The sequence below is a fragment of the Aequoribacter sp. genome, assembly GCF_965659035.1.
Classification (GTDB): domain Bacteria; phylum Pseudomonadota; class Gammaproteobacteria; order Pseudomonadales; family Halieaceae; genus Aequoribacter.
Genome location: NZ_CBFHWH010000039.1, coordinates 1 through 19,029, shown reverse-complemented (window position 1 = coordinate 19,029; position 19,029 = coordinate 1). Strand labels below are relative to the sequence as shown.

General features: G+C 50.9%; 18 protein-coding genes. 2 read left to right on the top strand and 16 right to left on the bottom strand.

Annotated features, from left to right (window positions below):
- The 16 genes from dnaE to rpsB all read right to left on the bottom strand — a co-directional run.
- Positions 1 to 1,600, bottom strand: a 1,600-nt coding sequence (gene dnaE, locus ACTF5Z_RS07410; RefSeq protein WP_438985087.1) for a DNA polymerase III subunit alpha, incomplete at its 3' end; no start/stop codon positions are given.
- A 15-nt stretch (positions 1,601 to 1,615) separates the two neighbouring features.
- Complete coding sequence (gene rnhB, locus ACTF5Z_RS07405) at positions 1,616 to 2,197, bottom strand: ribonuclease HII (RefSeq protein ID WP_438985086.1); 582 nt, start codon at positions 2,195 to 2,197, stop codon at positions 1,616 to 1,618.
- A gap of 1 nt (position 2,198) precedes the next feature.
- A complete protein-coding gene (gene lpxB / locus ACTF5Z_RS07400; RefSeq protein ID WP_438985085.1) occupies positions 2,199 to 3,317 on the bottom strand; it encodes a lipid-A-disaccharide synthase in 1,119 nt (372 codons plus the stop codon).
- Between the two features lie 2 nt (positions 3,318 to 3,319).
- On the bottom strand, positions 3,320 to 4,093 hold the full coding sequence (lpxA, locus tag ACTF5Z_RS07395) for an acyl-ACP--UDP-N-acetylglucosamine O-acyltransferase (RefSeq protein WP_438985084.1): 774 nt from the start codon (positions 4,091 to 4,093) through the stop codon (positions 3,320 to 3,322).
- Positions 4,094 to 4,525: a 3-hydroxyacyl-ACP dehydratase FabZ gene (gene fabZ / locus ACTF5Z_RS07390; RefSeq protein ID WP_438985083.1), complete on the bottom strand. Its 432-nt coding sequence runs from the start codon at positions 4,523 to 4,525 to the stop codon at positions 4,094 to 4,096.
- 2 nt (positions 4,526 to 4,527) lie between these two features.
- Positions 4,528 to 5,556, bottom strand: a complete 1,029-nt coding sequence (gene lpxD / locus ACTF5Z_RS07385; protein WP_438985082.1) for a UDP-3-O-(3-hydroxymyristoyl)glucosamine N-acyltransferase — start codon at positions 5,554 to 5,556, stop codon at positions 4,528 to 4,530.
- A 15-nt stretch (positions 5,557 to 5,571) separates the two neighbouring features.
- Positions 5,572 to 6,102, bottom strand: a complete 531-nt coding sequence (locus tag ACTF5Z_RS07380; RefSeq protein WP_423848972.1) for an OmpH family outer membrane protein — start codon at positions 6,100 to 6,102, stop codon at positions 5,572 to 5,574.
- A gap of 22 nt (positions 6,103 to 6,124) precedes the next feature.
- The gene (gene bamA / locus ACTF5Z_RS07375; protein WP_438985081.1) at positions 6,125 to 8,722 is read right to left on the bottom strand and encodes an outer membrane protein assembly factor BamA; all 2,598 of its coding nucleotides are present in this window, start codon (positions 8,720 to 8,722) and stop codon (positions 6,125 to 6,127) included.
- A 59-nt stretch (positions 8,723 to 8,781) separates the two neighbouring features.
- Positions 8,782 to 10,140: an RIP metalloprotease RseP gene (gene rseP, locus ACTF5Z_RS07370; protein WP_438985080.1), complete on the bottom strand. Its 1,359-nt coding sequence runs from the start codon at positions 10,138 to 10,140 to the stop codon at positions 8,782 to 8,784.
- Positions 10,141 to 10,142: 2 nt separating this feature from the next.
- On the bottom strand, positions 10,143 to 11,339 hold the full coding sequence (gene ispC, locus ACTF5Z_RS07365; protein WP_438985079.1) for a 1-deoxy-D-xylulose-5-phosphate reductoisomerase: 1,197 nt from the start codon (positions 11,337 to 11,339) through the stop codon (positions 10,143 to 10,145).
- Positions 11,339 to 12,175 carry a phosphatidate cytidylyltransferase gene (locus tag ACTF5Z_RS07360; protein WP_438985078.1) on the bottom strand — a complete coding sequence of 279 codons (837 nt, stop codon included), beginning with the start codon at positions 12,173 to 12,175 and terminating at the stop codon, positions 11,339 to 11,341. The genes ispC and ACTF5Z_RS07360 overlap by 1 nt, the downstream gene beginning before the upstream one ends.
- Positions 12,162 to 12,902: a polyprenyl diphosphate synthase gene (uppS, locus tag ACTF5Z_RS07355; RefSeq protein WP_438985077.1), complete on the bottom strand. Its 741-nt coding sequence runs from the start codon at positions 12,900 to 12,902 to the stop codon at positions 12,162 to 12,164. The genes ACTF5Z_RS07360 and uppS overlap by 14 nt, the downstream gene beginning before the upstream one ends.
- A gap of 42 nt (positions 12,903 to 12,944) precedes the next feature.
- The gene (gene frr / locus ACTF5Z_RS07350; protein ID WP_423848978.1) at positions 12,945 to 13,502 is read right to left on the bottom strand and encodes a ribosome recycling factor; all 558 of its coding nucleotides are present in this window, start codon (positions 13,500 to 13,502) and stop codon (positions 12,945 to 12,947) included.
- 18 nt (positions 13,503 to 13,520) lie between these two features.
- The gene (gene pyrH / locus ACTF5Z_RS07345; protein WP_438985076.1) at positions 13,521 to 14,258 is read right to left on the bottom strand and encodes a UMP kinase; all 738 of its coding nucleotides are present in this window, start codon (positions 14,256 to 14,258) and stop codon (positions 13,521 to 13,523) included.
- A gap of 151 nt (positions 14,259 to 14,409) precedes the next feature.
- Positions 14,410 to 15,267: a translation elongation factor Ts gene (tsf, locus tag ACTF5Z_RS07340; protein WP_438985075.1), complete on the bottom strand. Its 858-nt coding sequence runs from the start codon at positions 15,265 to 15,267 to the stop codon at positions 14,410 to 14,412.
- Positions 15,268 to 15,336: 69 nt separating this feature from the next.
- Entirely contained in the window at positions 15,337 to 16,086 is a 750-nt protein-coding gene (gene rpsB / locus ACTF5Z_RS07335; protein WP_438985074.1) for a 30S ribosomal protein S2, read from the bottom strand.
- Positions 16,087 to 16,344: 258 nt separating this feature from the next.
- Here rpsB and map point away from each other — a divergent pair, with 258 nt between their 5' ends.
- Both map and glnD read left to right on the top strand, forming a co-directional pair.
- The gene (map, locus tag ACTF5Z_RS07330; protein ID WP_438985073.1) at positions 16,345 to 17,124 is read left to right on the top strand and encodes a type I methionyl aminopeptidase; all 780 of its coding nucleotides are present in this window, start codon (positions 16,345 to 16,347) and stop codon (positions 17,122 to 17,124) included.
- Between the two features lie 4 nt (positions 17,125 to 17,128).
- Positions 17,129 to 19,029 (top strand): [protein-PII] uridylyltransferase (glnD, locus tag ACTF5Z_RS07325; RefSeq protein WP_438985072.1); only part of this gene is annotated, 1,901 nt, incomplete at its 3' end.

Sequence of the window (19,029 nt, the reverse complement as noted above, 5' to 3'; positions counted from 1 at the left end):
CGCCAGTCTCATCGCAATACAAAGGTGAGAAATCGACTAATTTTGACGGCGCAATGACGACGCCACCCGCATGTTTGCCAACATTACGAGTAATACCCTCAAGCTGACAGGCCATATCCCAAATTTCTTGTGCCTGCGAGTCATCCCTTAAAAAATCGCGCAGAGCTTCTTCTTGCTCTACCGCCTTCGCAAGTGTCATACCCACTTCAAAAGGGATCAACTTTGATAACTTGTCGGCTAAACCGTAAGACTTGCCCTGGACTCGAGCAACATCTCTGACCACCGCCTTTGCTGCCATCGTACCGAAGGTAATAATCTGCGACACCGCATCGCGGCCATAATGAGTCGCTACATAGTCGATAACCTCGTCACGACGATCCATACAAAAGTCGACATCAAAGTCAGGCATGGACACCCGCTCAGGGTTCAAAAACCGCTCGAACAGCAAATCGTACTGCAAAGGATCAAGATCGGTAATCAGAAGCACATAGGCGACCAGGGAGCCTGCACCAGAACCGCGGCCCGGCCCGACTGGTATATCATGCTCTTTAGCCCACCGAATAAAATCCATCACAATCAAAAAGTAACCCGGAAAGCCCATTTGAATAATGATGTCTAACTCGATATTGAGGCGATCGATGTAATCTTGATGGCTAAAGCGCGGATCTGGTATGCGTTCTCCTTGACTACCAATTCGCTGAGCCAAGCCCTCGTGCGATAGCTGACGAAAATACTGATCCATAGTCATACCGTCGGGCACAGGGTATTCGGGCAAATATGGCGTACCCAGATTCAGAATCAGGTTGCAGCGTTTAGCAATCTCTACTGTATTTGCTAGAGCCTCAGGCAAATCTTGAAACAGCTCGGCCATTTCTTCTGGGCTTCGAAGATATTGCTGATCAGTATAATTGCGCGGCCGCCGGGGATCGTCGAGTGTTCGCCCTTCACCAATACAGACGCGCGCCTCGTGGGCCTCGAACTCATCAGCCTGTAAAAATCGAACGTCGTTCGTCGCAACAATTGGACACTGAAGGGCCGCAGCCAACTTCACGGCTTCGTGAATGTAGGGCTCTTCATTATCTCGTCCGGTGCGCTGTATTTCGAGGTAGAACCGTCCGGGGAATAAAGCCATCCATTGAGCCGCGTGTTCTAATGCCAGATCTTGCTTATTAGCCAACAGTAGTTGGCCCAAGTGACCCTCTCGACCACCCGACAGCGCAATCAAGCCCTCTTGGAATTCGGTCAGCCATTCGTATTCTATGTAGGGTACGCCCAAGCGCTGACCTTCTTGGTAGGCTTTAGAAATTAACCGCGTCAAATTAGCGTAGCCTTCTAGGCTCGTCACCAACAGGGTTAACGGCAAAGCACGGTCAGTTTCAGCTAAGCCCGAGATCAAAAAATCTGCACCAAAAATTGGCTTAACTCCGGCGCTCAAAGCCGCTTTGTACGCCTTGACCAAACCAAAAAAATTGCAAAAATCCGTCACGGCGACGGCCGGCATCCCCAGCTCGGCGACCTTGCTCATCAGAGGCTTGATTCGCACAATCCCATCAATCAGGGAATACTCAGTGTGCAAACGTAAATGAACAAAATCAGTCATCGAATTCTCTTTTGCCTATAAACAGCGCTGTACGGGGCCAAAACTTTTACGGTGTTCGATCAGCACCCCATGATCAATCAACGCCTGCCGGTGTTCGAGTGTGGGGTAGCCTTTGTGACGCGCGAATCCATACTCAGGATGGCGACGATCAAGGTCTACCATTTGAGCATCTCGAGCTACTTTAGCCAATATACTCGCCGCAGCAATGCACGCATAAGTACCATCACCCTTAACACAGGGCGTAGCAGGTACCACCAGCTGGCGCGGCACTCTGTTGCCATCAATGAGAACATGCTCTGGGGTAATGGACAAGCCATTTACCGCACGAGTCATGGCCAGCATGGTCGCATGTAGAATATTCAATTCATCGATCTCGGCGGGAGTGGCGTGCCCAAACGCGAAACATAGAGCCGTGGCTTGAATTTCTTCGTTTAAAGCACACAGTTGTTTTTCGGTGCACTTTTTTGAGTCTTTCAACCCCTCTACGGGATTGTCGACGTCCAGAATTACAGCAGCAGTCACCACATTACCTACCAATGGACCACGACCTACTTCGTCAACACCCGCCACTAACCCGATCTCGTACGCTAGCGACATGTCACCCCCCCAAGGTGTTCACAAGAACACTTGCACATTGGTCGCCAAACCGCGTGTCGAGTGCGCTCAATATCTCTTTGAACGCATCCTTTTGTGCTAGAGCGCCAGTCCCCATCAAAACCTGAAGTTCATTAGCTAAAGCGCGCGGCGTCAACTCTTGTTGAATGAGTTCGGGAACCACTGCTCTGCCCAACATAATATTGGGCAAGCCAGCAAACTTCGTCTTGAGAAGGCGCTTTATAAAAAACCAACTGACAGGTGACATTCGATAGGCGATTACCATTGGGCAATCTAACAAAGCGGCTTCAAGTGTAGCGGTTCCTGATGTCACAATTGCGAGTTCTGCTATTTTTAACAGTTCTCTCGACCCGCCGATTACTACGCGAGGTTTAATCGAAAACGTCGCCACTACTGATTGTATGAGGTCCAAATTAGCGCCATTGCTGGCAGGAATCACAATGTCGTGCGGAAAATCACAAAGCTCGAGGGCTTCCAAATAGATGGGTAACAGCGATTCGATTTCACTTCGGCGAGAGCCCGGCAACAAGGCAAGCACGCGCTCATCGCCAACATGAAGGGCCGTCCGAATATCGATATCGGAGGGTAACTCTTCCAGAGCCTCAACCATTGGATGCCCAACAAAGTGTGCACGAACCTTCGTTCCCTCAAAGGATCTCGGTTCAAAAGGGAACAAACACAGTAGATCATCGCAAGCTTTAGCAATCGTCTTAACTCTACCCTCTCGCCAAGCCCACACAGTTGGACACACCAGATGCGCAGTTGGTATCCCCTGCGCTTTGAGTGCGGTCTCTATATTCAAGTTAAAATCCGGGGCGTCAATGCCTAAAAACAGGTTCGGAGGGTGTTTGAGCCAGTGTTGTTTGAGCTGCTTGCGCATACTGAGCAATTCGGGCAAGCGTTTTAAGGGTTCGACCAAACCCATCACGGCTAAGCGTTCCATATCGAACCAAGACGAAAATCCAGCCTGAATCATGCGAGGCCCCCCAACGCCCTCGAACTCGATGTTCGGGATCCGTTTCTTTAGGGCTTCGATGACCTGCGCACCAAGAATGTCGCCAGAGGTTTCGCCCGCAACCATCGCGATACGAAGAGCTGACATGACTAGCGAACGATGCCCCGTTCGGAGGCTTCGATACTCTCAATCAACAAGGCCACTTCGGGCGTCTCGATAATCATGCCGCTTAGGCGCTGCAGCGCAATATCTAGGGTTAGCCCCTGCCGATACACGATTTTAAACGCGCGACGCAGTTGGCTAATGGCTTCGACACTAAACCCACGGCGACGTAAACCCTCGGTATTGATCGTTTTCGCCTCAGCAGGCGCGCCACTGACAGTAACATACGCAGGAACATCTTTTCCTATTGCAGTGCCCATACCGCTGAAAGCATGCGATCCTATTTTGCAAAACTGATGCACCAGAGTGTAGCCGCTGAGTATCGCCCAATCGCCCACGTGGACGTGGCCGGCAAGCGCCGTATTGTTCACCAAAATCGTGTGGTTTTTTATAACACTATCGTGCCCGATATGAACGTAGGCCATTAGCAGGTTGTTATTACCAATGACTGTCTCGCCGCGGTCTTGCACCGTACCGCGGTGAATCGTCACGTTTTCGCGAATGACATTATCATCGCCAATGAGTAGACGCGTAGGCTCGTCTTTATATTTTAGATCCGGGGTACGCTCGCCAATGCTAGAAAACTGATAGATGTGATTTCGCTCGCCTATAACCGTGGGGCCGCGAATGATCACGTGCGGTTCAATAATCGTATCTTTTCCGATCACCACATCGGGCCCGATGTAAGTCCATGGGCCTATTTCAACGCCTTCGGCGAGCTGCGCTTTGGGGTCTACAATGGCGGCTGGATGAATGTTCATTTATCGATCTGCACACAGAATCGTGGCAGAAGCAGCTTTCTGGCCTTCGACATCAGCCGAAACTTCGAACTTCCAGATGCCTCGCTTCTCTGAAACAATTTTGGCATGCAACATAACTCGGTCGCCGGGCACACAGGGGCGTTTAAAGCGCAAATTGTCCGCACCTACAAAATAATAAATCGAGCCGTCCTCTGGCGTTTTGTTCATCGTCACAAACCCAAGTATGCCCGCCGCCTGCGCCATGGCCTCAACTAATAGCACACCGGGAAAAACGGGCTCCTGGGGAAAATGGCCTTGAAAAAACTCTTCGTTGATCGTCAGATTCTTGTAGGCAGTAATTGATTCGCCCGGCACTAAGTCAACGACTCGGTCAACCAGCAAAAAAGGGTACCGGTGAGGTAAATATTTTCGGATTTCATGAATATCCAACATTGCTATTGATCTCGAGTTTCCTTGCTCAATAATTTTTCCAGTTGCTGAACTCGCTTGTTCAAGTTTTCCAACTGTCCCATTCTAACCGCACTTTTCCGCCATTCGACCGATGGCATCATGGTGGTACCAGACGAATAAGATCCGGGCTCACTAATCGACTTAGTCACCATACTCATCGCCGTCACGTGAACATCGTCACAGATATCCAGATGACCTACCACCCCAACGCCGCCCGCCAGAGTGCAACGGCTACCAATTCGCGTGCTTCCCGCCAGCCCCACACAAGCTGCGATCGCGGTCTGATCGCCAATAGTACAATTGTGGGCAACTTGGACGAGATTATCGATTATCACATTGTTGCCCAACACAGTATGCTGTAACGCGCCTCGGTCAATCACTGTATTGGCACCGATATCACAGTCGTCACCAATACGCACGCCTCCTAGCTGTTCGATCTTTACCCAGCCCTCTGGACTGGGTGCGAAACCGAATCCGTCGCTACCAATCACAGCGTTGCCGTGAATACGACAGCGTTGGCCGATATGAACGTCCGAGTATAACACTACGCCGGCTTCAAGACGGCTACCAGCACCTATCTTGCAATGATCAGCGATACTCACATTTGCACCTATGGTCACACTCGGACCAATCTCGGTGCCTCGCCCGACTGATACATTAGCTCCAACAGCCGCAGTAGCATCGACTATTGCCTCGGGATGCACTTGCGCACTCGGATGAATTCCCGTCGCAAGCTCTTTAGCTGCTGCGAAATAATGGGTCGCTCGCGCGAAGGCCAAGTAAGGATCGGGTGCCAATATCGCGGCACAACCCTCAGGGACGCGATCGGACCACGCTGGCTTTATAATGACCACACCGGCCCTTGTTGAGGCCAGTTGGCTCAAAAATCGTACTTGCGAAACGAAAGCGAGCTCCGTTGAGCTCGCTGTCTGAATTGGAGCGATGGCCGAGATATCACGGTCATTGCCGAGCAATTCAAGCTGTAAATGCTTAGCTAAAATACTCGCTAACACAAGAACATGGTGTCCTTACTTAGCCGACGCTTCTGCTAGCTTCTGATTTAGCTTGTCCGTCAGTTTTGCCGTGATGTTATAGCTGTTGTCTGCATGCATCACCGCATTTGCTGGCAACAATAAACCAATGCTCTCTGTCGTAATCAAATCACGCAGTACTTCTTGAGTCGCCTGACTCATGTTGCGCAAAATCATTTGCGCTTCCATTTGCTGCGCTTCTTGTAGCTTCGTCTGATGCAACTTGATCTCGTCTTCTTGATCTTTCAAGGATTTAATCTTGTTCGCTTTTTGCTCGTCAGTCAGTACCGCTGAGTCTTTTTGAAACGCCGCCGCGTCCTCTTCATACTTTTTCAAGAGATCTTCAAATTTCTCTTTGCGCTCTTTGAAGTCAGGCTTATCAGCCAGCGCTTTGAGTGAAGCTTGCGCAGAGTCGGTACTCAGAATTGCCGTCTCGATATTGACTACAGCAATACGCCCTTGCGCAGCAACGTGAAACGACGCTAACAAAGCCGCAACAAACACCAACCCTTTCGTTATTTTTAACACAGTTTTCTCCTAGCAATTAAAATTAAAATCCACGACCCAAAGTAAACTGAAAAGCTTCTTCGCGATCGTCTGGACCTGCGTTCATAGGCTTCGCCAAGCTAAACGTCATCGGTCCAAATCCAGTAATCCAACTCACCCCTACACCCACTGAATAGCGGAGCTCGCCGGCATCAATATCAAAACAATTCAACTGAATCGCCGAGCAGTTGGTGTTAAATACGTTGCCCGCGTCAATAAAGAAGGCTGAACGCAACTTGCTGCGGTCTTCAATGAAGGGCATCGGGAACAACAGCTCAATGCTACCTTCGATCAACACGTTACCGCCAAATGGATCGGGGTCATTATCTTGAATCGCCGTGTAGGCCAGTTTCCCAGTAGTGGGGTCCAAAATATACCCGAATTGAGTGCCATCGGGGCCGCCGACTTCAGTGGGAGCACCATCGGCATCGATACCAGTCACGGGCCGCGAAATGGTATAGGTTGCAGGCGGCGTACTCCTAGGTCCTAGAGTATTGTTCTCGAAGCCACGCACCGAACCGAAGCCGCCCGCATAAAAATGCTCGAAAAATGGCAGTTCCGTCGTGCTGCCAAATCCATCGCCGTAGCCCAGTTCTGTTCTCAACCGCAGCGTAAAAAGCTCGGATAGTGGCAGGAACAATTCACCGCGGTAATTTAGCTTATAAAACTCAAGATCTGAGCCGGGCAAAGACAACTCCAAAGACACCGATTGCGAGGCACCACGGGTAGCCAATCGGCCGCGATTCAAGGTCGACTGCAACCAAGAGGCCGTAATCGTGTAATTAAAGAAGTCATCGCCGTTTTCATCCAAGAAGCCGGTAACGTCAGCGTTTGTTAGCGCAGAGACTGGAAGCGTATCAATCGGGTTAAACACCTCCACTGAGGTGTATGCGCCAGTATCATCTCGCACCGCTTGCTCGTACCAACCCTCAATACCCGTCTCTAGACGCGGGCTTGCTTTAATTTCTTGCACGGCGTAGCGGCCCGCCGTAATCGTCGTCGAGTTAACCCCAAAGTTCAATCCTATGCGTTGCGTTTCTTTAATCGGATACCCGAAAGAAATCGCGCCACCAATGGTATCGGTGGTGTAACTGGCAACGTTAATTTCAGACAAATCAGTCGCGCGGTAAAATACACTAAAGCCACGACTAACGCCGTCTTCCGTGAAGTAAGGGTTGGTGTAAGAAATATTGTAAAGGTCTTGGTACTGTGAACTGTTAATTCCCAAGCCAATGCTCTTGCCGCTACCCAAAAAGTTCGCCTGTTCTAGGTTCAAACCCAGAATCAAACCCGCATCTTGTGCGTAACCTACGCTACCTGAAATAGAGCCAGAAGACTGCTCTTCTACGGTAAAGGCAACGTCGATCAGATCGTCTGTGCCAGGCACGGGCAGCGTTTCGACTTCGGCTTTACTGAAATATCCCAGTCGCTCTAAGCGCACTCGAGACTGATCAATCATGGCTTGAGACGCTGGTGCGCTCTCCATTTGTCGCATCTCCCGGCGCAACACCTCATCTGAGGTGAGCTCGTTACCCGCAAACGTAATACGCCGCACATAGGTGCGCTTGCCAGGATCGATAAAGAATTTCATATCAACGGTGTTGTCTTCTTCGTTGATTTCGGGAATGCCCGTGACCTTGGCAAAATTATAGCCCTCATTACCCAAGCGCTGAGTGAGGTATTCTTCCGTCGCCGTTACCGCAGCCTGGTTATACGTTTGCTCTTCTTTAACCAAAACAAAGGGCATGAGCAGGGGCTTGTCAACGACTAAATCGCCGGATAGATCAACCGACGCCACGGTAAACTTATCACCCTCCGTAATGTTGGCGGTGATGTATACCGCACTCTTATCGGGAGATACTGCTACCTGAGTCGAATCGATCGCGAACTGTAAATAGCCTCGGTCCTGATAGTAAGAGGTTAACTTTTCAAGATCTCCCGTGAGCTTCTCTTTGGAGTACTTATCATCACTGGTAAAAAATGACAGCCAACCGCCAGTTTTCAGCTCGAACTCTTTCGTTAATTCGTCTTCATCAAACAGGGTATTACCCACGATATTGATGTGCTTGATGCGCGCCGGTGTCCCCTCGTCAATCGTTATATTGACCGAAACGCGGTTGCGCGGCTCTGGAATGACATCGGTTTCGATCGCAGCATCATAACGCCCTTGTTGCACATACTGCCTCTGAAGTTCCAACTGCATGCCTTCCAAGGTCGAGCGCTGAAACACCTGCCCAACGGCCAAACCCGCGCCCCGTAGGCCATCGAGCAACGCCTCGGTCTCAATGGCTTTATTGCCATCTATATTAATCTCACTAATGCTGGGGCGTTCAGCGACGATGATCACGAGCACTGATCCATCTCGACCGACCTGAATGTCATCGAAGTTGCCAGTATTGAACAAGTTGCGGCTCGCTTGCCGCAATGACGCCGGCGTCGCGGTGTCACCCACTGCCAGCGGAAGTGCCGCAAAAACGCTGCCCGCCGATATACGCTGCAAACCTTCTACACGTATATCACTTACTTGAAACGGCTCTGCGCTGGCGTGATGAGCCAGCAGAGTTATGCCCACAATAGCAAGTAATCTAGATAAAAATTTCAAGGTAACCCTTATTTATGTCACTCGTTCACGTTAGACGCTTCGAGATTATTGATTTTCCCTCAGCCCAATCGAGCCACATCATTATACAACGCAAACACCATTAAACAGGTAACCAAAAATAAGCCAATTTGATAGCCCATAATCTGAACCCGCTCTGGTACTGGCCGCCCCGCTATCCACTCTATCGCATAGTACAATATGTGCCCACCATCAAGCACTGGAATGGGCAATAAATTTAAGACGCCCAGGCTGACACTCAGCAAGGCTATAAATTCAAAATAACTCGCCCAGCCGCGCTCGGCCGTTGCGGTCGCCACTTTAGCAATCGTAATCGGACCGCTCAAGTTTTTTGGGGATATCAAGCCCTCCACCATCTTCTTCATCGAGTCCAGCGTAAACACCACCAACGCTCCGGTGCGCTCTAGGGCTGCCGCCAAAGACTCAATCGGACCTCGCTCTAAGTAGCGGATCATATTCGGAGGGAAATCGACAGGCGCCGGATACACCCCTAAGCGCCCTATCGTATCTCCGTCTACCAAGGCAGCCTCAATTTGCACCGCGACCGTTAAAGGCAGCCCGTCACGCAGTATCCCCAACCAACGCTCTTGCCCAGCTGAGCGTTTAACCTCCTCCACAAGAGTCATCCAATCTGAGATCGAGTTGCCGTCAATTGATACAAACTCATCACCAACCTGCAGACCTGCTTTCATTGCAGCGCCATCATCTGCCAAGCCTCCGATTATTGCCGGAATTGCAGGGCGATAAGGCTCGATACCCAGCTCCCGAATGAGATCTACGTCTTCCGCTCCGGCTAACCATCGATCCAAAATGGCCTGTGAGCTATAAATCTGCTCGCTCGGCGGATAAGTCACGGAAAATTCTATCGTCCCAGAGTCGCCGAGCCGTTCCAGCAGACCGAAATTCACCGCCTGCCAAGTCAGTGTCTTTTGCCCGTCGATCGCAACGATTTCTTGACCGGACTCCAAACCGGCCATTTCGGCAATACTGCCCGGCTCGACTTCACCGATTACTGGCGCGAGACCGCGTTCTCCGGCGAGAAAAAGCACAAAATAGACGATGATGGCCAGTATAAAATTGAAAACCGGTCCCGCTGCAGCAATTGCAATACGCTGAGCAGGCGGCTTGTTATTAAAAGCCTGCTCTTTCAGGTCAGCTTCGACAGGCGCCTCGCGCTCGTCTAGCATTTTTACATAGCCACCGAGAGGCAATACACCTATGGCATATTCAACGCCATCTTGTCCCTGTCGGGACCACACCGAACGACCAAACCCAACTGAGAACTTCAACACTTTCACACCACAGCGTCTAGCCACCCAAAAATGACCAAACTCGTGTACTGTCACAACAATACCGAGCGTAACGGCAAGCATGAAAACTGTTTGAATAATATCGAACACGATCAAGATCCTTTTCGCATGCGCTGTACGTCAGCCGAGGCAAACTGTCTCGCCAAACGGTCCTGTTCTAAGACCACGTCAATCGACTCCGGTTCCCGGTTGACGACACTCGTGAGAGTATTTTCGACGATTTTGGGAATATTACCGAACTCAATTCGCTGGGTTAGAAAAGCCTCGACCGCCACTTCATTTGCAGCATTGCAGATCGCGCTCGCCGTGCCACCTGCCGCAGCAGATTCTCTAGCCAGTCTCAAACACGGAAAGCGAGTGGTATCGGCGGATTCGAACTCCAAGGTACCCATATTTAAGAAATCTAGTGGCTTAACGCCCGCATCAATTCGTTCAGGCCAAGCCAAACCGTAAGCGATTGGCGTTCTCATATCCGGATTGCCAAGCTGTGCGAGCACGCTGCCATCATCGTATCGCACCATAGAGTGAACGATGCTTTGTGGGTGCACCACAACCTCTATCTGAGAAGCAGGCATACGAAACAACCAACTAGCTTCTATCAGCTCAAGACCTTTATTCATCAAACTGGCCGAATCCACTGATATTTTTGCGCCCATACTCCAATTCGGATGAGCTATTGCCTGAGCCGGTGTCGCACACTGAATTGCATCCGCCTCCCACAGGCGAAATGGCCCACCCGACGCCGTCAAAATAATCGAACGAACGCCCTCTAAATTCGGCACGGCGCGATCATCGCTCGCAAGACACTGGAATATGGCATTGTGCTCAGAGTCGATTGGTAAAATCGCAGCGCCTGACCTTTCTGCAGCATCCATCAACAAAGCGCCCGCCATCACCAACGATTCTTTATTCGCCAGCAACAGTTTTTTACCCGCATTTGCCGCAGCCAGAGTCGAAAGCAAACCGGCAGCACCGACGATCGCAGCCATCACCACGTCGACCTCAGCACTTTGGACCAATGAGCAGAGTTCATCGCTGCCAGTCATAACCTGAGTGTCACTGTGAGCCAGAGCCTCAGCCAAGCGCTCAGCACTGTCACTGTCGGCCATATGGGCGTAGCGTGGAGTGTACAGCTGACACAATCCAATCATCTGATCAACCGAGGTATTCGCCGCCAGCACAGTCACTTTAAATCGGCTGGGATGACGCGCCAACACATCTAAGGTGCTGGCACCAATCGATCCCGTCGCGCCCAATACCGCAACGGACTGCTGAGTTGGGGTCTCCATCACCAGTTCGCCAGCATGTAGCCCAAAGCAAAAATCGGTGCCGCGCCGCAGATGCTATCGAGGCGATCCAAGACACCGCCATGACCGGGCAACAAGTTACCACTGTCTTTATGCCCGCTCTCGCGCTTGACCATGCTGACCGTCAAATCACCCACAACTGAGGCGAGAGCCGTTGCCAGCGTTATCGCCAAAATTGCAGACAAATTTAAATGCGAAACTTCAACCGGGCGCAACCACCAAAGCAAAACGCCAAAGCCAGCGCAGGCGAGAAAACCGCCCCAAAAGCCCTCCCATGTCTTGCCCGGACTCACGTTTGGCGCGAGTTTGTGCCGCCCTAGGAATCGGCCTGAAAAGTAGGCACCGACATCTGCCACAACAACTGTTGCGACCATACAAATCAAAACCACTCGCCCCAAGGGGACGCTCAGCAAGAACATAACAGCAATCCAGGCAGGCACCAGCATGAGGTACCCCATAATTAAGCGCATGACTCGGCTACGCCATAAAATCGCGCTACTCGGATAGCCTTTAATCCAGAGCATCGCCACGGCCCAAGCCAGACATGCAACGCCCATCACTGACTGCACATTCAGGCGCTGAACCTGCGCTAACAATTGCAGTTGTGCACTGCCCGCAATCAAACCTGCCACAACGAACACCAAGAACAAACTGCGTAACAATAATGAGGTCAGTCCCGCTAGACGGGTCCACTCCCACGCGCCCATTAACACGAATAATCCAAAGACAGCAGCGAGCAAAGAAGGAGGCGCAAACAAAACCAGGCCGATGAACATGAGCGCTAAAGGCACTGCCGTCGCGATTCTAGCCTTTAACATGAGCAACCTCCTCGTTCCGGCCACCGAACCGTCGATCTCTGCTACCAAAATCCATTAAAGCGTGCTCAAAGGCTGTTCGGTCAAAATCAGGCCACAATGTATCGGTAAAATAAAACTCGGTGTACGCAAATTGCCACAGCATAAAATTACTGACTCTCGCATCACCGCCAGTTCTAATGCACAAATCTGGCTCAGGCAGCTGCCCAGTTACCAGATACTCAGACATCATCGCCTCGTCGACACAATTCGCATCCACATGCCCTGCCTGAATGTCAGCCGCGAGGCGCACGCTCGCTTGCGCGATATCCCAGCGACCACCGTAATCTACCGCGATCACCAGTATCGAGCGACGGTTGTCAGCCGTTAAGGCTTCGCTTCTCTCCATCAGTTGTAGAACCCGTGCGCTTAATCGATCACGGCGACCTATGAATCGTATTTGAACGCCATCTTCGTGCAACTCTTGTACTTCATTACGCAAATAGCGCATGAATAACGCCATCAGAGCTCGCACCTCGGGCCGCGGCCGCCTCCAGTTTTCACTACTAAAAGCAAACAAGGTCAGCACCTCTATTTGGTGCAGCTTACAAGCGTCTAACACGCCTCTTACCGCCTCAACGCCCGCCTTATGCCCAGCCGAGCTCGATAACTTACGACGCTTTGCCCAACGATTATTCCCGTCCATGATGATAGCGACGTGTTTAGGCTTTGGTGGTGGAGCGGTGCTCATAAGCACCGCATTGTTATTGGCAGCAACCATGCAGATGTGTGTCTAGATTTCCATCAGGTCGGCTTCTTTAACCGCCAAGAGCTCATCAACCTTTTTTACCATCTTGTCGGTTAACTTTTGCACTTCATCTTGACCTCGACGCTCATCGTCTTCGCTGATTTCTTTCTCTTTCACCAGGTCCTTTAGCATACTCATCGCATCGCGACGGGCGTTTCGAAGCGATACGCGTGCCGCCTCCGCTTCAGCGCGGGCCTGCTTGATATAGCCTTTGCGTGTTTCCTCGGTCAACATTGGCATGGGAATGCGAATGACCTCGCCAGCACTGGACGGATTCAACCCCAAATCTGACTTCATAATCGCTTTTTCAACTGCTGAAATCATCGTGCGATCCCACACCTGCAGAGACAGTGTCCGCGCATCTTCGATATTAATATTGGCCACTTGATTGAGCGGGGTATCCGATCCGTAATATTCGACTTTAATTCCGTCGAGCAGGCTTGGGTGGGCGCGCCCCGTTCTAATTTTATTGAAGTTATACCCCAGAGCTTCGATACTTTTTTGCATTCGCGCTTGGGCTTCTTCTCTAATATCGTTAATCACTTGGTAACTCCGTTGTTTCTATTCGCTAGCTGCTTCGATAAGTGTGCCGTCAGTGCCGCCACGCACGATGTTCAGTAACGCACCTTGCTTTTCCATTTCGAATACGCGCACAGGCATGTTGTGATCTCTGCACAAACATATGGCAGTCAAGTCCATAACTTCCAGCTTCTTGTCGAGCACCTCATCGTAAGTTAGGCGGTCGTATTTTATGGCATCAGGATCTTTGAAGGGATCTGCCGAATACACACCATCCACCTTCGTTGCTTTCAAGACCAACTCGGCCTCAACCTCGATACCACGCAGGCACGCGGATGAGTCGGTGGTAAAGAAAGGATTACCGGTGCCGGCGGCAAAAATAACCACATCGCCATTAGACAGGGCTCGTATGGCTTTTCGTCGATCGTAATGGTCGACGACACCACTCATAGGAATCGACGATAAGACCTGCGTAGCAATATTAGAACGCTCCAGCGCGTCGCGCAACGCGAGCGCGTTCATCACCGTAGCCAGCATTCCCATATGATCGCCGGTAACACGATCTAGCCCGGCTCTCTGTAGAGCTGCTCCACGGAACAAATTACCGCCGCCGACAACCAAACCCACCTGAACGCCAATGCCTACCAATTGCCCAATCTCAAGCGCCATTCGATCTAAAATCTTGGGGTCGATACCAAAAGCTTCTTCCCCTGTTAGCGCCTCGCCACTTAATTTTAAGAGTATGCGTTTATATTTCTTTTCTGCAGAATTTTGACCCATGAGCCCCTCCTAAGTGATGGCTATGTTAACGCACAACGTGTCTTGACCCTAGCCCTGCTTAAAATAAACGCGAGACTGGATCAAAAATTTTCTACCTACAAAAAACCCCGTAAAAACGGGGTTATCTGTAACCTCTGATTCGACGAACCTCTTAGCCTTTCAGCTGAGCCGCCACTTCATCAGCAAAGTCGACTTTCTGCACCTCGATACCCTCACCCACTTCGAAGCGGACGAAAGCCAAAACAGATGCGCCAGCAGAACTTACCAGTTTGCCGACTGTCGTTTCGGGGTCTTTGACAAAGGCTTGTTCTACCAAGCTGTTTTCAGCTAAGAACTTCTTGATACGACCGCCGATCATTTTTTCGACGATTTCTGCCGGCTTGCCCGACTCAAGAGCTTGAGCGGTGTAGATCTCTTTTTCTTTCTCGATCAATTCCTGCGGCATATCGTCAGGGGAGACAACCTGAGGGTTCACTGCCGCGACATGCATCGCAACATCACGCGCCAAATCTTGATCGCCACCTTGCAGGGCCACAAGCACAGCGATACGCTTGTTGCCATGCACGTAAGCGCCCACAACGCCCTCGCCAGCGTCTACGGCATCGATACGACGAACACCAATGTTTTCGCCGATCTTTTGAACCAAACCTTCACGGGCAGCTTCTAAATCGCCAGCCATTACGCTCGCAACGTCAGTCGTACGTGCTGACAACGCCGCGTCAGCTACGCTGTTAGCGAATCCCAAAAAGTTATCATCGCGTGCGACAAAGTCTGTTTCGCTATTAACTTCGACCAACTGACCGTAGCTGCCGTCTTCGCTAACGCGCGCCAAAACCACACCATCTGCAGCCGTTCGACCAGCTTTTTTCGCAGCCTTCATGCCCGACGACTTTCGCAGTTCTTCAATCGCTTTTTCGATATCGCCATCCGCCTCGGCTAGCGCTTTTTTACACTCGAGCAAACCCAAACCGGTACGCTCACGCAACTCTTTCACAAGTGCTGCTGACATAATTCTCTCCTAGTTGGTCTAAAAATCTATCGACGCGGGCGCTCAGCGCCCGCGGAACTCGGCAGTGTTTTATTCAGCCGCTGCTTCTTCAGCTTCGGCTTCGACTTCTACGAATTCGTTTTTAATCGCTGCGGTATCGCCTGTTTTTCCTGCAATACAAGCATCTGCAATGGCTTGAGCATAGAGCTTTACGGCGCGGATCGCGTCATCATTACCCGGGATAACATAATCAACACCATCTGGATCACTGTTGGTATCCACAATGCCAATGACAGGAATGCCGAGCTTGTTCGCTTCAGTGATCGCAATGCGCTCGTGATCTACGTCGATCACAAATAATGCGTCAGGTAAGCCACCCATATCTTTAATACCACCGATGGAGCGCTCAAGCTTTTCCATCTGACGAGTGCGCATCAACGCTTCTTTCTTCGTCAACTTGGCGAACGTACCATCGGCTTGTTGAGCCTCTAGATCCCGCAAACGCTTGATAGATGCACGTATCGTTTTATAGTTGGTCAGCATACCACCCAACCAACGATGACTTACGTACGGCATAGCCGCACGCTCAGCTTGCTCCTTAATGACTTTACCTGCAGCACGCTTGGTACCGACAAAAAGGACTTTATTTTTGTTTGAGGCCAACCGCTCAACCATCGCCAATGCATCGTTCAATGCAGGCACAGTGTGCTCAAGGTTGATGATATGGATCTTGTTGCGGGCGCCGAAAATGTAGCGGCCCATTTTGGGGTTCCAGTAGCGGGTCTGGTGGCCAAAGTGTGCACCAGCCTGCAGTAACTCTCGCATCGTTACTTGCGTCATAATATCTCTCTCTGTATCGGGTTAAGCCTCCACAAACCTCGCTACCAAACCACTTTCGCGGCACCCTGATAACGCTATCGGAATGTGTGCGTCGTTAAGTTAATCGCTACTCTCTTGAATAGCGGCGCGCTTTATACCACGGTTCACCTGAAAAGAGAAGCCTGCCTTCTATTTTACGGACCAATTTCAGTGGCGCGGATCTGGCCTCCTACGGTACACTAGCGAGCTTTCGTGTCGCCAAGGGCCCAAATCTTCAGCATGAGCGTTACCATTAAATCACCCGAAGAATTCCAGAAAATGCGCGTAGCAGGGAAGCTTGCTGCTGACGTTCTAGAGATGATCAAGCCTTACGTACAACCCGGAGTAACCACGGGCGAGCTCGACAACATCTGCCACCAATTCATTGTGGAAGAGCAGAAAGCTATTCCAGCGCCCCTGAATTACCATGGCTTCCCCCGCTCGATTTGCACTTCAATCAACGACGTTGTGTGCCACGGCATCCCCTCGGATACGAAAAGGTTAAAGAATGGCGACATCGTTAATATTGACGTAACCGTCATTAAAGATGGCTACCATGGGGATACCAGTATTATGGTGGGTGTCGGTGACATCGCCCCTCACGCTGAGCGCTTAATTAAAGTGACGCAGGAGTGCTTGTACAAAGCCATTGCCATCGTTAAACCCGGGACAACACTGGGCGATATCGGAGCCATCATCCAAGAGCATGCAGAAAAACACTATTACTCTGTGGTTAGGGAATATTGCGGACACGGGATCGGCGCGGTTTTCCATGAAGACCCGCAAGTGTTGCACTACGGACGCACAGGAGAAGGCATGGCATTGAAGCCCGGAATGACCTTTACCATCGAGCCGATGATCAACGCCGGCAAACGCCATACCAAACTAAATACCAACGATGGCTGGACCGTAACCACAAAAGATGGACGACTCAGCGCACAGTGGGAACACACCCTGGGCGTAACAGACTCCGGCGTCGAAATCTTCACACTGCGCAGCGACGACACCATAAGCCTATAAATGTATGTCAACTAACGCCATTGCCGTACTTGACGAAATTCATTCGGGAAACCTTCCGGGCTTTGATGCATCGAACGCCAGCGCCACAGCAAAGACTTCGTTAAAGCGAGTCGGCCAGGCACTTGACGCGGCCTTCATCGCTGGAGGGAGCATCGAGGCCTTGCTTCGCGCTAGAACACGCGCTGTTGATCGCATTTTAGTTGCCCTCTGGGAAAGCTGCGCCGGGTCCGCTGACGGCGTTTGCATGATAGCACTTGGGGGCTATGGGCGTGGCGAATTACACCCCTACTCCGACATCGACTTAATGATCTTGTGCCAACATGACCCAGAGCAATATCGAGACGCAATCGAGCACTTTGTCACTAGCGTTTGGGATTCTGGCCTGCAGTTAGGTCACAGCGTGAGAACCGTTGCCGCCTGCTTAGAGGAGGCCAGCAGTGACATCACCGTTTTGACTAATCTGATGGAAGCCAGAGTGCTTGTGGGTCAGTCAGACCTAATGTCTGCGGTCACGAACGGAATCAGTACCGCTAACATGTGGACCAGTAACGAATTTTTCCATGCCAAATTGCAAGAGCAAAACGAGCGCCATGACAAGTTTGCGGATACTGAATACAACCTAGAACCAAACGTCAAAAGCTCGCCCGGCGGGTTGCGTGATCTGCAAATCATCTGCTGGATTATCGAGCGCCACTTCAACGTATCGGCAAGTGCTGCTTTTGGTGTTGACACCCTACTGACATCGGACGAACGAGCACTGTTAGAGGAAGGCCGCAACTACATGTGGCGCGTTCGATATGCTCTGCATATGCTGAGCAGACGACCTGAAGATCGCCTGCTGTTTGACTATCAAAGGCAGATTGCAGAACTCTGGGGCTTAACCGATGATGGCGAACGCCTGGCGGTCGAGCAGTTCATGCAAGTCTACTATCGCTGGGCCCTCACAATCGGGCAAATTAACGATGTGCTTATTCAATATTTCGAACAGCATTTAGTGGATGCCGATAACAGCACTATCGAGGTCGTAAACGAGCGATTTTACAAACAGCAAGGTTATTTAAATGCGGTAGACCTTGATATGTTCAGATCGCAACCTACCGCGATACTCGAAGCGTTTCTGATTTGCGCCCAGCATGGAGACGTCGTCGACATCGGAGCAAGAACGCTGCGTGCAATCTCGGACAATCGCGACCTTGTTGACCAGCGCTTTCGAGATAATCCAACGCACAAGGCAATGTTCATCGAATTCCTGCGTTCTCCTTATCAGATTACACGCATGTTGCGACGAATGACTCGCTATGGCTTTTTGGGAAATTACCTACCAGAGTTCGGGAAAATTATCGGCCAGATGCAACACGACTTGTTTCATGCGTACACGGTCGACGCCCATACCCTTGAGCTGATACAGAACATTCGCCGTTTCATGACCGGCAACTATGAAGAGAAGTTTCCGGTCTCATCCAGAGTGGCACGCCGTCTCCCGAAAAAAGAGCTTATTTATATCGCAGGCCTATACCACGATATCGGCAAAGGTCGTGGCGGTGATCACTCAGAACTGGGGGCCATTGACGCGGAGCTCTTTTGTCGCGATCACGGATTGTCCGAGCGGGATACCTCACTGGTGACGTGGCTGGTTAAAAACCACTTATTAATGTCTGCGGTTAGCCAGCGCAAAGATATCTCTGACCCAGACGTCATACAGCAGTTCGCGAAACATGTGGGCGACCAACAGCGCTTAGATTATTTATTTACCCTGACTGTCGCCGACATCAACGCCACCAACCCGACACTTTGGAATGCATGGCGTTCAAGCCTGTTACGCCAGCTTCACACAGAAGCAAAACGCGCCTTGCGACGCGGACTGGAAAACCCGGTTGATAAAAATGAGTGGATTAAAGAAACCCG